The following is a 12,983-nucleotide window of genomic DNA, read 5'->3' as shown; positions in this document are numbered from 1 at the left end:
AGCAACGTGAATGGCTACTTTAAATCCACGTGACGTTGTCATCGTTGATGGCGTACGTTCAGCAATGGGTAAAACCAAAAATGGTATGTTCCGCAATGTACGTGCTGACAGCCTTTCTGCTGAATTAGTACGTGCGCTTGTTGCTCGTAACCAGTTCGATGTCAACGAAGTTGAAGACGTAATCTGGGGCTGTGTAAACCAGACTCTAGAACAAGGTATGAACATCGGTCGTAACATCGCGTTACTGGCAGATCTTCCTAAGACTGTTGCAGGTCAAACGGTTAACCGTCTGTGTGGTTCGTCTATGCAGGCAATCCATACTGCTGCGGCACAAATCATGACTGGTCAAGGTGATGTTTTCATCATTGGTGGTGTTGAGCATATGGGTCACGTAGGTATGATGCACGGCATCGACCTGAACCCTGAAGCGTCTAAGCACTATGCTAAAGCGTCTAACATGATGGGCTTAACCGCTGAAATGCTCGGTCGTATGAACGGCATTACCCGTGAAGAACAAGATGCATTTGGTGTTGAATCTCACCGCCGTGCTTGGGCTGCGACTCAGGAAGGTCGCTTCAAGAACGAAATCATCGGTATTGAAGGTCATGACGCGAACGGCTTTAAACAGCTTTGCGACATCGACGAAGTAATTCGTCCTGATGCAAACCTTGAAGCGTTCAAAGCATTGCGTCCAGTATTCGATCCGAAAGGCGGTTCTGTGACTGCTGCGACTTCTTCAGCGTTGTCTGATGGTGCGTCTGCAATGTTATTGATGTCTGCTGAACGTGCGCAAGCTTTAGGTCTTAAACCACGTGCTGTGATTCGCTCTATGGCGGTTGCAGGTTGTGATGCTGCGATCATGGGCTTTGGTCCGGTTCCGGCAACACAAAAAGCACTTAAACGCGCTGGTCTTGCAATTTCTGATATTCAAACTTTTGAATTGAACGAAGCATTTGCTGCACAAGGTCTGTCTGTTCTTAAAGGCTTAGGCATTTATGACAAGCAAGACATTGTGAACCATAACGGTGGTGCGATTGCGTTGGGTCACCCATTGGGTTGTTCTGGTGCGCGTATCACAACAACGTTGTTGAACGTGATGGAACAGCAAGATACGCAAATCGGTCTTGCGACGATGTGTATTGGTCTTGGTCAAGGTATCGCAACAGTGATCGAACGTGTTTAATTCTTAAATACGTGAACAAAAGAAACCCCGCAATAAGCGGGGTTTCTTTTTAAAGATCAAACAAAGTACAATAAGATCAAATACTAGTTAAAAAAATTACTATGACTTACAAGGAAAAATCGCATGATTTTTTAATCAGCTTAGTGCATGAATTAAGAAAAATGCCTCGTGAAACTACTTGGTTAGAATTTAAAGAAAATATTTCTGAACCCGAACGAATTGGCAAATATATTTCCGCATTATCTAACTCTGCTACATTAGCAAACAAAAGTAATGGTTATTTAATTTGGGGGATTAATGATGAAACTCACGATGTAGTCGGTACCTCATTTCAACCTCATCTTGCCAAAAAGGGTAATCAAGATTTAGAAAGTTGGCTTATGCAACAATGCAGCCCTAAAATCTATTTTAAATTTTATGAGGTAAAAATTTCTGTTGCATATGAAGATGTTTTTATTGAAAAAAATGTAGTGATTTTAGAAATTCCTCAAGCACAAAATCAACCAACATCTTTTAATGGTCAACAATACATCCGTATTTCATCGAATGTTAAGCAATTAGATCAATTCCCCGAACATGAAAAAAACCTATGGTTATGTTTTGACAAGACACCTTTTGAACAACAAATTGCCGCTCACAATCTAACCCCTTTAGAATTATTTAGTTTGATTGATTATGCGGGCTTTTTTGATTTAATTTCATTTCCATTACCTACTAACCACGCCAGTATTTTAAGTCACTTAGAATCAGAAGGTTTAATTGTTAAAAATGAAAGTGGAAATTGGGATATTAAAAATTTGGGAGTAATCTTATTTGCAAAGTCCTTAAATAAATTCTCTCATTTAAAAAGGAAAGCTATCCGAGTTATACAATATGAAGGAAATAATCGTATTCGAACAATTAAAGAACAAAGCGGTGATAAGGGATACGCAATAGGCTTTGAAGGTTTAATTTCATATGTTGATAATCTTTTACCTAAAAATGAAGTTATAGGAAAAGCATTAAGGCGAGACGTCAGTATGTACCCTGAGCTATCAATTCGAGAGCTAATCGCTAATGCAATCATTCATCAAGACTTTACTATTCCTGGCATGGGTACAACTATTGAAATTTTTGCAGACCGTATTGAAATAACTAACCCAGGAAATCCTCTTGTTAATATTGATCGCTTACTAGACAGCCCTCCACAATCTAGAAATGAAAGTATTGCATCATTAATGAGAAGAATTGGTATTTGTGAAGAACGAGGGAGTGGTATAGATAAAGTAGTCCATGAAACTGAATTTTTTCAACTTCCTCCTCCACTTTTTGAGAATTTTGACAATGCAACTCGAATTGTTCTGTTTGCACATAAAGAATTTAAAGAAATGGATACTCAAGAGAAAATTCGTGCTTGCTATCTACATGCATGTCTAAAATACGTTCAAAGAGATTACTTAACTAATGCTAGCTTACGTGAGCGATTTAAAATTGAAGCTCAAAATAGTGCTATAGCTTCTAGAATAATAAAAGACACTTTAGATTTAGGTTTAATAAAACCTTTTGATCCAGAACAAGGACGAAAACATGCACGATACATTCCTCATTGGGCATGATTTATTTACTAAAAATTCTGATTCTTTATTGATAAAAATCAGTAAAAAACCATTAATTAATTTTTTTACTAATATAAATCAATATGTTGCTTTTTGATGGTTATTTGATAGAAGCCCTAAAATCTCTTTTATTGAGTAAGCTGTAAATCTCCTGCTTATTTATAAAAATATCTTGTTTTTCTGATAGATACTTTTTGATGGTTATTTGATTTTCATTACTTCCATCTAATGTTACATCTTTGTAAAATTAGTGTATTTTTCAACCATTAAAATCTTAAATATGAATCACTTAAATTTTATATATGTATGATCAAGCCTCTTTTTCCTACTTCCTTAAGGGATTGATATGAACACGCTTAAAACAATGATCGCAACTGCAATCGTAGCAACTTCTGCATCTGCAATGGCAGCTGAAGCTCCAGCAACGGCTAAAACAACAGTACAAACTGTTGCTCAACAAGCAACTGTACCTGCGCAAGTAGAAGTTGAAGCAGCTAAAGCAAATGCACAAGCGAAAGTTGAAGCGGCTCAAGCAACTGCAACGAATGCAAAACAAGCAGTAGAAACAAAAGTTGAATCAGTAAAAACTGAAAATGCTGTAAAAGCAGATACAGCAAAAGCAGCAGCTGAAGAGAAAGTTGCAGCAGTAAAAACAGAAGCTGTCGTAGAAACTATAGAAGCCAAAGAAACTGCAATGGCTAACGCAGCAGAAGTAAAAACTGAAGCAGCTCAACCAGTAGAAGCAGTAAAAGCAGCACCTGCTGAAGCAGCAGTAAAAGCTGAGAAAAAAGGCTGGTTCTCTTGGTTTAAAAAAGCAGCTTAATCCTACGATTTAAACTGCAAAGGGATGTCATCTGACATCCCTTTTTATTATCTTCTATTTTTAAATACGGCCTGCGACTAAGTAATCAGCCTGTATTTTCAAATATTAAAAAAATTAAGCTGAGACCTTCTGCGCCAGCATCGTGGCAAAATGTTGTTTGATCCGATTACCCTGCTCATCCCTGCGATATAGCTCACCAACATCCTCATTATATTTAACCAGCTTCCAGTCTTTATAAAAGGCACTTAATTCACCTTGCTTAAAGGCAAAAGGAAAATCTGGCTGGGCTGGAATGTCATCAGTATCCATGGCACACACAATCAGATTATAGCCATTGATTTTGGTCGCCTGCTGCATTTGAGTCATCAGTGCTGGAACGGTCTTGGCTTGCAGGAACATCATCACCACAGTGCAGCAGACAAAATCATAACTGCCAGAAATGCTTGGATCTGCATTCAAATCCCGTTGTGCAATATGAATCTGCTGAATATCTTCAGCATCAATGATCTGCTGAAATTTTTCCAGACTCTGGGAGTTCACATCCCAGGCATCAACCTCATAGCCCATCTGGTTTAAATACAACGAATTCCGTCCTTCTCCGCAGCCGACATCTAAGGCACGACCACCCGTTAAATAAGGCGTAGCAGCCACAATTTCAGAATGTGTTGGAGAAATCGCATATTTTTTATGAAAATAATCTTGTGGGGCGCAATAGAATTTTAACTGGCATTCCACATCTGCACTGGCAGAGACAATCTGATGCCAGCGCTGTGGTTCAATGAATGGCGGTTGCTGCTCAGGTGTAAAAACATGAGTAGATTGCACTTCTCCGCTTTCATCAACCAAGGCAAAAATCAGCTCACCTTTTAAGACTGTCAGTTTGGCCCAAGTACCCGCCTTGGTATTATGCGGACGCTGAAAGCCCTGAGGAATCTGCTCCTGTGTCCAGATCGGCATTTCCTTATAACAGACTAAGTCCTGAGTCATGCAGCATTGCTCCTGTTCTCGCACCATTTTATTCAACTGATAATTTCCTGTTTATCTATAGCATGCTTCTGTTTTTGGCACCATGCTCAGGATGATTTATAGCTAAATGACGCTTTCAGGCTACAAAGCTTCTTCAACAATTTTCTGATTTTTGGTCTTAATTTGCTGCATCTGTTTATTCAGGTTTTCAATATCTTTATACAATGCGATAAAGGGCTGCACCGCTTTTTCATCATGGAACATAAACATGCGGTTGCGTTTTTCCCATTTATATTTCTTGAGCAAGGCAAATAGCTGATCAGCCTTGGCCAGACTCTGCTTTTCAATTTCGAAGATGGCATAAGCATCACTTTCCTGCTGGGTTGCTTTCAGGTTCTGTGCCAACTGCTGACGATAACGCTGCTTGATATCGAGCCGCTTGACCTGTTCAATCTGGCTTTCTTCACGGCGCTGGATGGTCTGCTCATAGTTCCGCACAATCTGATGCACCTGCTTGAGCATGGTCTCAGTTTCTTGATAACCTTGCGCCTGATCTTTCTCCAGACGGTCAATATCCAGAAAATGCTCCCAGTTCGCTGCTTTCAGATCTCGCAAATACTGATTACGTTCTTCAGCGCGGTCTCGCATCTGTCCCAATACATATTCCGCCATGACCGCATAATCACCATCCAGACGGTCTTCTTCAATGTCCAACTGAATCGGCTGGCTCCAGTCCTGTGCCTGTTCAAAGATTTCAGCTGTCTTTTCATTCAGAACAGTTTCATATTCGATCAGCTCGGCTTCTTCCTGCTGTTGCGCAGTGTATTGATAAAATAGCCATGCAAAGACAACAAGTGTCGCACCAGCCAGGACCATAAAGACACGCGGCATGCACATGCTCCCCTGCTGCAAGTTATGTATAGGTTTCCTTTTAACCAATATGCTGATTTTTTAGACATAAATCAATTGTTCTATACAAAAACCCTATGCAGGGACATAGTTCATGTTACGAGGAAATTTCACTGAAATTCCTTTTTTAAGCCAGCTCTGAATCGTTTGATCCTGCCTAGCAACCGTTGGTAGCACACCATTCATTAATCAGCGTTCGGTCAACATTATTCGGATTGAACTGCTCCCGAGCCGCCTGAACTGAAGTGGCATCGCGGTTAATACCAAATGGCACCAGCATCAGATAAATACCGTCACGTGGATCAGGAGAACGCAAACCATCGGCAATGGCCTGCACATACTGTTGCAGCCCTGGTGGCAGGTTATCCAGTCGTGCCGGATTGGTGGTAGGCAGAATTTCGATATCACCCGCGAAGTCAGCATTAACCGTATAGTCTTGCAGTTCGCGTTCAATCTTCATCATTCGCATCTTTAAGGCCTGTTTCTGGCTGGATTGTTCTTGCAGGGGAAGCATGAACTCTGTTTCTTCACGCAGTTCACGATCTGCCATCACAGTCAGTGTCGGCAAGGTGACGGAATCGGGTGCAGCATGTGCATTAACCAGACGCAGTGCAGTAAACAGACTCAGTAGCATCAGAAAAGTTGTGTCGAGGGGACGCATAAGGAAAACCTCCGCATCGTCATTTCAGTGGGAGAAACCTTATTCTTGCTTGAACTTATGTAAAGGTGCTGAGTATTACTGTGAGCGTCGATAGACGGTTAGTACCGTATGATTACTGGTGTTCGATGTAAACGGTTTTTATGCAGATTGCTTTTGAATAAAAGATAAATCTCTCGCAAATTCCAGATATAAAAAATCCCCGACTAACGAGGATTCAAAGACTTAAGATTAGATTGCTTACTTCGAGCTTAAGGGAGAGCAGGGGAAAGCTTGTTAAAATGATCCTGCATACCGAGTTTGATCGTGCTCGGATTAATTTGTAGTTGAAAACGATATTCGGCAGATTGGCTATTGCTACGATCAATCCCCAGCGGCTGTAGCATGATATTTAAACCCTGAGTTGGATCACTAGATTGCAGGCCTTGGGCAATACTCATGACATATTGCTGCAGCATTGGAGAAACTGAACTAAAGTCAGGCTGGCTCTGCGGCTGAAAATCCAGATTTTCGATCACCTGTGCATTCAGTACAAAATTCTGGGCTTCCTTGGAACTGCGCATCACCTGATGCTGTAAGGCACGCTGAGTCTTTTCTTCCTGGACAAAAGGAACATAACCAGTTTCATTGCTCTGTTCAGGTTCCGCCATCACGGTCAAGGTCGGCAGCGTTACCGCTACTTTATCATCGTCAGCTAGTGCTCCCATGCTGAATGTGCCCAGCATGATTCCAAATGCAGACCTAAATGCAGAAATTGTCATAATATTCATTGGCTTGCCTCCCCGTAGTTCTCTATCACCCAAGTTTTATAACTGCAGATGTCATAAACTATTTTTAATATTCTTATCTATTAGATTACATGGATTATTTGGACAACTCATGCCTGCTCGGATGAATGGCATCTCAGGAAAATGATCTCGAAACCTAAAAGCATATGACGCTCACAGTTTCAAAGCCGGATAATAAGCAAAGATCATTTTCTATTGAATAACAAAAGGACAGGCGAAAAAAAACCTCAAACATGGTTTGAGGTTTTTTGAATATGGTGGCGAGACCCAGGATCGAACTGGGGACACACGGATTTTCAATCCGTTGCTCTACCTACTGAGCTATCACGCCGATGCGGTGTATTAAGCCGTATCTGCACACATTAGTCAATCGAAATTAGAAAAAAAATGATTGAATGTGTAAAATTTGACCCAAAAAAAATCCCTGATGGGATCAGGGATTGAAAACTTTAAATCGTTTTGAATATGGTGGCGAGACCCAGGATCGAACTGGGGACACACGGATTTTCAATCCGTTGCTCTACCTACTGAGCTATCACGCCGATGACGCGTATTAAACCGTTTCAGTCCAATGCCGTCAAGCATGAAAAGTATAATTTTTATCAATCGTCTACTTTTGCAGCATATTTAATTATCACTTGCTTAATTTTTAATTAAAACGGCCTAAATTATTCATTTTCAGTCAAAAATTTGCATAAAAAAGCAGCCCTAAGGCTGCCTTGATACAAGAAAAGCTTAAATTTTTTCAATATGCGCCAGACAGCGATGAATCGCCCCACAGCCAGGTTCAAATACCTTCACACCTTTTTCTTCTTCCATTCGGCAGACTTCACTGACCAGCCTTTCTGCAACTCCACGTCCACGATTAGCCGGATGCACAACGACATACTCCAGCAGGCGGGTTTCGCCTTGACCCGTGCACCAGATCGCACCAATAATACGGGTATTAAATTCTGCGGTATAAAGTACGGTATACTGTTGCAGGTTTTGCTCTAGTTGTTCCATGGCATCGGCCCCATCACTAAACTCCGGGCTGGTGTCATACAGTCGCTCAAGCTGGCTGCGCACTTCATCATTTTCCAAAGAAGTATAGGCATGTACGGTTATAGGCATTGATAAACCCTCCTGAGCAATCTAATATGCGGTGACGTCGTCACGGCGAAAATATTTTCTACATCAATCATTTTGACGTATTTGAGGAACGTGTCTATGACAGATCGTATCAGTGAAGTGGTAAGAAATACCAACGAAACCAAAATTCGAGTTCGCTTGAATCTCGATGGGTCTGGTCAAGGCACTTTAAATACTGGTATTCCATTTTTAGATCATATGATTGATCAAATCAAGCGACATGGTCTGTTTGATATTGATATTCATTGTGACGGCGACCTGGAAATTGACGATCACCATACTGTAGAAGACTGTGGTATTACCCTGGGTCAAGCCTTTGCACAAGCATTGGGTGACAAGAAAGGTTTACGCCGTTATGGTCACTTCTATGCCCCGCTGGATGAGTCTTTGAGCCGTGTCGTAGTTGATCTGTCTGGCCGTCCGGGTCTGTTTATGGATATTCCATTTACCCGTGCCATGATTGGCCGTTTTGATGTAGACCTGTTCTCTGAATTCTTCCAGGGCTTTGTAAATCACTCGCTGATGACTTTACATATTGACAACCTAAAAGGTAAAAACAGTCACCATCAGATTGAAAGCGTATTTAAGGCGTTTGCCCGTGCATTGCGTATGGCATGTGAAGTTGATCCACGTGCTGCCAATACTGTTGCTTCAACCAAAGGTACCCTGTAATGACCCGTATTGCCCTTCTTGACTATGGCATGGGAAATCTTCACTCCGCTGCCAAAGCATTAGAACATGTCGGTGCTACAGTAGATGTGACCAATGATCCGAAGCTGATTGCTCAGGCAGATAAGATTGTTTTCCCGGGTGTAGGCGCAATGCGTGATTGTATGCACGGTATGCATAAAGCGGGTATTGATGATGTGGTACGTCATGCGGTGTTCAATAAGCCGGTACTGGCAATTTGTGTCGGTATGCAGGCGCTGATGCAACGTTCTGAAGAAAATGGCGGTGCAGATGCACTGGGTATTTTTGAAGGCGAAGTGAAACGCTTCCCGGATATGGAAGGTTTAAAAGTACCGCATATGGGCTGGAACCAGGTACATCAGGCTGATCCAGGTCATCCAATGTGGAAAGATATTGAACAGGATGCACGTTTTTATTTCGTACACAGCTTCTATGTAGAGCCAAAAGATCCAAGCATCGTGGCTGCGACATGCAACTATGGACTGGAATTCTGTACGGCACTGCATAAAGAAAATCTGTTTGCGACCCAGTTCCACCCGGAAAAAAGCCATACCGCAGGTTTACAACTGCTGAAAAACTTCGTGGAATGGAATATCTAATCCTATCCATGTTTAAAAAAAACCCGCTTGAAGCGGGTTTTTTATTGCCCAATATTTAATCTTTTATTTTTTAATAAATTACTATATCATTCATTTACTTATAAAAATCTTAATGATAAAAACAAGGAAATAACAATGAGTAATTTAAATGATTCTGCTTTAAATGCAGGGGGACGTTTTGGGCGTCGTTCATATCTGGCCTGGAATATGCTGATGGGCTTTTGTTTGATGCTTGTCGGTATTTTAGCTGCTGTCATTCTACCAGGCGCAAATCCATTTCTGAGTCCAGATGGCTCCTTGCCTATGCTATCCCTGGTAGTCATGGGATTAATTTATATTGCAGTAATTTATTTCAGTATCATCTTTTTAATTCGTCGCCTGCATGACCGAAACCATAGCGGCTGGCTGTCTTTGCTGATGCTGGTACCTATCGCCAATATTTTATTTGCCTTGTATGCCCTGTTTGCTCCGGGTAACCGCAATCACAACCAGTTTGGACACCCCCGTACCACACGTGGCTGGGAAAATGTACTGGCGATTCTTTATATTCTTCTGATTGTTTTGGGGATTGCAGCAGCGATAGCTGTTCCGTCTTATCAGGACTATGTCAATCGTGCAAAACAGACAACTTTGCAACAGCAATAAGTTTAATCCAGTCAACTCAATTCAGAAGCCAGATCTAAAAATGGGTCTGGCTTTTCATTTTGATTTAAAAATAATTTTCTTAAAAGCGCTTTAGACTGAATTGAAAAAGTCTTAAGCTGCATCTTCATACACGGACCCACACAGACTCGTCATGGATGCCCTTCATTCTCCAATTTTACCCACCAAAGAAGAGATCGCCACACTTCCAAGATTTCAAAATATCTCCTTTGAAAAAATTATTGTGATTCAGAATCTTCAACAGGCAGAAGTAATACGTGAAGAACTTGAACAGGTACAAGTCTTTGGCTTTGATTCAGAATCCAAGCCCATATTTAAAACCGGTGAACAGTCTACAGGACCGCATTTGATTCAGTTAGCTACCCGAGAAAGGGCGTATTTATTTCAAATGAATACGGAACTATGGCATTTTTTACAGCCGATATTTGCCAATCCCAATCAGATGAAAGCTGGCTTTGGCTTAAAAAATGACAAACATCTGTTCCGTAAAAAAGGTATTGAATTAAATGGGGTACTGGAGCTATCCAAATGCTTTGGCAGTTTTGGGTTCAAACAGGCTGTTGGGGTCAGAAATGCGATGGCACTTCTGTTCCAGGTCAATTTCCCAAAGTTCAAAAAGATCAGTACCTCTAACTGGGCAGCACGGAAACTCAGTCAGGCTCAAATTGAATACGCGGCTGCGGATGCTTATGCCTGTATTTTGATTCTGGAAGAACTTTGGCAACAGAGAATCCTAAGCCGTGAATTGAAACTTTCCTAAAGAAAATAATCATTGCTTCTGGATGTTGCTTAACACTGTTACTTGAGAAATTAAGCGCCGAATGATTGTAAGGTTATGTAAACCATATGACGCACTAAAATTTAGCAAATGAATAATCACTTTTTCTAAAAATCTGAGTAAATTACTCAACTTTTTTACTATTCTTTCAATTGAACATTAAGCTAAACGATAGAAATGCACAAAAATAACACTACCCTTCCTTTAGAAGCACCAAAATAACCAATATAAATCATTGTTTTTAATTACATTTTTTCACAAAATATAAAATTATTATCAATCCCTTGATAAACATGAATTTTCCATAAAATTTTCCTGACTTATGGTCAAAATTATGGTTCTAGACTCTATAAATTTGGCAGATTTTTGCTAAAACATGATGTGCATAACAATTCTCCATCGTTAAGTGATTCAAATTTCTAGAGGGTAAAAATCATGGCAAGTTTATTGGGCGGCGGTAAGTTCAATGGGGTATTCACACTGGCAGTGCAAGGTATTAGCAAAGCTGTAGGCTTCCTGACTAAGGCGGTTATTACCTTAGTTGATGAAGTGGTTGAAACAGTCAGTACTCTGACGGCACCTTTGACGGACGCACTGACACAATTACCTGTAGTTGGCGATACGCTAAAAACTGTCCTGGATACTAGTACAGGACTGTTAGCAGATGTGAGTCAAGGCGTGCATACCTTATCAGACCGGCTATTACAGGGAGATTTAGCTGGTGGTATAGACACACTGCTAAATGGAACTACAGACCTGGTCGGTCAAACTTTAGATGGCGTCTCTGATATCTTGGATAGCGTTTTAGATACTACGGCGCCGCTGACTGCCCCACTGCTTTCTTTGCCAGTCATCGGTGATGTGGTTGCATCAGTCGGGCAGACTACTTCTAACCTGAGTGGACTGATTTCAGAAACGGGTGATTATGTCGCTGGCATCCAACCACTAGATCTGGTGAATGATGTACTCAGTAATCCGGTAGCGAGTGTGGGCGGTGTCCTGCAAGATGTCTCAGACACCGTCGAAGCACTGCTGGATGACCTTGCCCCGATTACTGATACGGCAGCGGATCTGCCAGTTATCGGCAGTATCGTCACAACGGTAGGCGCCACAGCAGGTGCAGTCAATGACGGTCTTTATGACCTGGGTACTCAGCTTGGTAAAGTAGGTCCACTGGATCTGGAACTTCATCTCGCATATGTTTAATTGAATTTCATCCATGCTGAATGATCAGCCTGATCAGATATAAAAATAACAATGAGCTGTACTCACTCACTCCAACCTGTCCATGACAGGTTTTTTTCATATGCGAGATTCAGTATTTAGATTTAGAAATCCGCCGTTTATTTGTTAAGATGGCAGCCATTCAAATTCAATCGACGATTAGGCCAGGAGCGAAAGCATGCTGATCATCCCTGCAATTGACCTGAAAGATGGCAAATGTGTCCGTTTAAAACAAGGTCGTATGGAAGACGATACTGTATTTTCTGATGATCCAGTGGCTACTGCGCAGCATTGGGTAAATGAAGGTGCGCGTCGTCTCCATCTGGTTGATCTGAACGGTGCTTTTGCAGGTACCCCGATTCATAAGCCAGTCGTAGAAGCGATTGCTAAAGCACAACCAAACTTACCGATTCAAATCGGTGGTGGTATTCGTTCACTGGAAACCATTGAGCATTACCTAGATGCAGGCGTATCTTATGTGATCATTGGTACAAAAGCAGTGAAAGAGCCTGAGTTTGTTGAAGAAGCATGTAGACAGTTCGCTGGTCATATTATTGTTGGGATTGATGCCATGAATGGCATGGTCGCAACGGATGGTTGGGCCAATGTGACTGATGTGAAAGCGACTGATCTGGCTAAACGTTTCGCAGATGCAGGTGTGTCCAGCATTGTCTATACCGACATCGCACGTGACGGTATGATGCAGGGTGTGAACATTGAGCAAACTGTGAACCTGGCAACTTACTCAGGTCTTCCAGTGATTGCTTCTGGTGGTGTCACTAATATCGATGACGTTCACGGCTTAAAAGGCCAACCAGGCATTCTTGGCGCAATTACTGGTCGTGCGATCTATGAAGGCACTTTAAATCTTCGTGAAGCACAAGCGGTTTTAGACGCTTAACTAAAAGATGGATATTGCTGTAAAAGAGGTCTTCGGGCCATTGCTGTCCCACAATTTTTCACAAGAGGAAGCTCA

The 12,983-nt window shown here is 41.5% G+C and carries 14 protein-coding genes and 2 tRNA genes; 9 read left to right on the top strand and 7 right to left on the bottom strand.

Going from position 1 to position 12,983, the window contains the following annotated elements; genetic code table 11:
• Positions 1 to 10 precede the first annotated feature (10 nt).
• The 3 genes from fadA (at position 11) to F899_RS02395 (ending at position 3,601) form a co-directional block, all read left to right on the top strand.
• Complete coding sequence (gene fadA / locus F899_RS02405; RefSeq protein ID WP_004813618.1) at positions 11 to 1,183, top strand: acetyl-CoA C-acyltransferase FadA; 1,173 nt, start codon at positions 11 to 13, stop codon at positions 1,181 to 1,183.
• Between the two features lie 101 nt (positions 1,184 to 1,284).
• Positions 1,285 to 2,778, top strand: a complete 1,494-nt coding sequence (locus F899_RS02400; RefSeq protein WP_005220685.1) for an ATP-binding protein — start codon at positions 1,285 to 1,287, stop codon at positions 2,776 to 2,778.
• Between the two features lie 346 nt (positions 2,779 to 3,124).
• Positions 3,125 to 3,601 (top strand): hypothetical protein, encoded by a 477-nt coding sequence (locus F899_RS02395; RefSeq protein ID WP_005220684.1) that lies wholly within the window; start codon positions 3,125 to 3,127, stop codon positions 3,599 to 3,601.
• Between the two features lie 114 nt (positions 3,602 to 3,715).
• On the opposite strand, the gene tehB is transcribed toward F899_RS02395, so the two are convergent.
• The 7 genes from tehB to F899_RS02360 all read right to left on the bottom strand — a co-directional run bounded on the left by tehB (position 3,716) and on the right by F899_RS02360 (position 8,035).
• Positions 3,716 to 4,588 (bottom strand): SAM-dependent methyltransferase TehB, encoded by an 873-nt coding sequence (gene tehB / locus F899_RS02390; RefSeq protein ID WP_005220683.1) that lies wholly within the window; start codon positions 4,586 to 4,588, stop codon positions 3,716 to 3,718.
• Positions 4,589 to 4,708: 120 nt separating this feature from the next.
• Positions 4,709 to 5,458 carry a hypothetical protein gene (locus F899_RS02385; protein WP_005220682.1) on the bottom strand — a complete coding sequence of 250 codons (750 nt, stop codon included), beginning with the start codon at positions 5,456 to 5,458 and terminating at the stop codon, positions 4,709 to 4,711.
• Between the two features lie 175 nt (positions 5,459 to 5,633).
• Positions 5,634 to 6,137, bottom strand: a complete 504-nt coding sequence (locus F899_RS02380) for a hypothetical protein (RefSeq protein ID WP_005220681.1) — start codon at positions 6,135 to 6,137, stop codon at positions 5,634 to 5,636.
• A 248-nt stretch (positions 6,138 to 6,385) separates the two neighbouring features.
• Entirely contained in the window at positions 6,386 to 6,904 is a 519-nt protein-coding gene (locus tag F899_RS02375) for a hypothetical protein (RefSeq protein ID WP_005220680.1), read from the bottom strand.
• Between the two features lie 273 nt (positions 6,905 to 7,177).
• Positions 7,178 to 7,253: transfer RNA gene (locus F899_RS02370), tRNA-Phe, on the bottom strand.
• Positions 7,254 to 7,388: 135 nt separating this feature from the next.
• Positions 7,389 to 7,464: transfer RNA gene (locus F899_RS02365), tRNA-Phe, on the bottom strand.
• A 193-nt stretch (positions 7,465 to 7,657) separates the two neighbouring features.
• Positions 7,658 to 8,035: a GNAT family N-acetyltransferase gene (locus F899_RS02360; RefSeq protein WP_005220679.1), complete on the bottom strand. Its 378-nt coding sequence runs from the start codon at positions 8,033 to 8,035 to the stop codon at positions 7,658 to 7,660.
• Between the two features lie 96 nt (positions 8,036 to 8,131).
• On the opposite strand from F899_RS02360, the gene hisB reads away from it, so the two are divergent.
• The 6 genes from hisB to hisA all read left to right on the top strand — a co-directional run bounded on the left by hisB (position 8,132) and on the right by hisA (position 12,908).
• Entirely contained in the window at positions 8,132 to 8,725 is a 594-nt protein-coding gene (gene hisB / locus F899_RS02355) for an imidazoleglycerol-phosphate dehydratase HisB (RefSeq protein ID WP_004813636.1), read from the top strand.
• Entirely contained in the window at positions 8,725 to 9,342 is a 618-nt protein-coding gene (gene hisH / locus F899_RS02350) for an imidazole glycerol phosphate synthase subunit HisH (RefSeq protein ID WP_005220678.1), read from the top strand. Before hisB ends, hisH begins: the two co-directional genes overlap by 1 nt.
• Before the next feature lie 135 nt (positions 9,343 to 9,477).
• A complete protein-coding gene (locus tag F899_RS02345) occupies positions 9,478 to 9,987 on the top strand; it encodes a DUF805 domain-containing protein (protein ID WP_005220677.1) in 510 nt (169 codons plus the stop codon).
• A 151-nt stretch (positions 9,988 to 10,138) separates the two neighbouring features.
• On the top strand, positions 10,139 to 10,765 hold the full coding sequence (locus tag F899_RS02340) for a 3'-5' exonuclease (protein WP_005220676.1): 627 nt from the start codon (positions 10,139 to 10,141) through the stop codon (positions 10,763 to 10,765).
• 453 nt (positions 10,766 to 11,218) lie between these two features.
• Positions 11,219 to 11,989 (top strand): hypothetical protein, encoded by a 771-nt coding sequence (locus tag F899_RS02335; RefSeq protein WP_005220675.1) that lies wholly within the window; start codon positions 11,219 to 11,221, stop codon positions 11,987 to 11,989.
• Between the two features lie 196 nt (positions 11,990 to 12,185).
• Complete coding sequence (gene hisA / locus F899_RS02330; protein WP_005220674.1) at positions 12,186 to 12,908, top strand: 1-(5-phosphoribosyl)-5-[(5-phosphoribosylamino)methylideneamino]imidazole-4-carboxamide isomerase; 723 nt, start codon at positions 12,186 to 12,188, stop codon at positions 12,906 to 12,908.
• Positions 12,909 to 12,983: the final 75 nt, after the last annotated feature.

Source organism: Acinetobacter sp. CIP 101934 (assembly GCF_000369585.1).
Lineage (GTDB): Bacteria > Pseudomonadota > Gammaproteobacteria > Pseudomonadales > Moraxellaceae > Acinetobacter > Acinetobacter schindleri.
This window is presented reverse-complemented; position numbering and strand designations above follow the sequence as displayed.

Excerpts from the sequence above, each read along its gene's own strand:
- fadA (WP_004813618.1), top strand. The coding sequence starts at position 11 with ATGGCTACTTTAAATCCACGTGACGTTGTCATCGTTGATGGCGTACGT.
- F899_RS02400 (WP_005220685.1), top strand. The coding sequence starts at position 1,285 with ATGACTTACAAGGAAAAATCGCATGATTTTTTAATCAGCTTAGTGCAT.
- F899_RS02395 (WP_005220684.1), top strand. The coding sequence starts at position 3,125 with ATGAACACGCTTAAAACAATGATCGCAACTGCAATCGTAGCAACTTCT.
- tehB (WP_005220683.1), bottom strand. The coding sequence starts at position 4,588 with ATGACTCAGGACTTAGTCTGTTATAAGGAAATGCCGATCTGGACACAG.
- F899_RS02385 (WP_005220682.1), bottom strand. The coding sequence starts at position 5,458 with ATGCCGCGTGTCTTTATGGTCCTGGCTGGTGCGACACTTGTTGTCTTT.
- F899_RS02380 (WP_005220681.1), bottom strand. The coding sequence starts at position 6,137 with ATGCGTCCCCTCGACACAACTTTTCTGATGCTACTGAGTCTGTTTACT.
- F899_RS02375 (WP_005220680.1), bottom strand. The coding sequence starts at position 6,904 with ATGAATATTATGACAATTTCTGCATTTAGGTCTGCATTTGGAATCATG.
- F899_RS02360 (WP_005220679.1), bottom strand. The coding sequence starts at position 8,035 with ATGCCTATAACCGTACATGCCTATACTTCTTTGGAAAATGATGAAGTG.
- hisB (WP_004813636.1), top strand. The coding sequence starts at position 8,132 with ATGACAGATCGTATCAGTGAAGTGGTAAGAAATACCAACGAAACCAAA.
- hisH (WP_005220678.1), top strand. The coding sequence starts at position 8,725 with ATGACCCGTATTGCCCTTCTTGACTATGGCATGGGAAATCTTCACTCC.
- F899_RS02345 (WP_005220677.1), top strand. The coding sequence starts at position 9,478 with ATGAGTAATTTAAATGATTCTGCTTTAAATGCAGGGGGACGTTTTGGG.
- F899_RS02340 (WP_005220676.1), top strand. The coding sequence starts at position 10,139 with ATGGATGCCCTTCATTCTCCAATTTTACCCACCAAAGAAGAGATCGCC.
- F899_RS02335 (WP_005220675.1), top strand. The coding sequence starts at position 11,219 with ATGGCAAGTTTATTGGGCGGCGGTAAGTTCAATGGGGTATTCACACTG.
- hisA (WP_005220674.1), top strand. The coding sequence starts at position 12,186 with ATGCTGATCATCCCTGCAATTGACCTGAAAGATGGCAAATGTGTCCGT.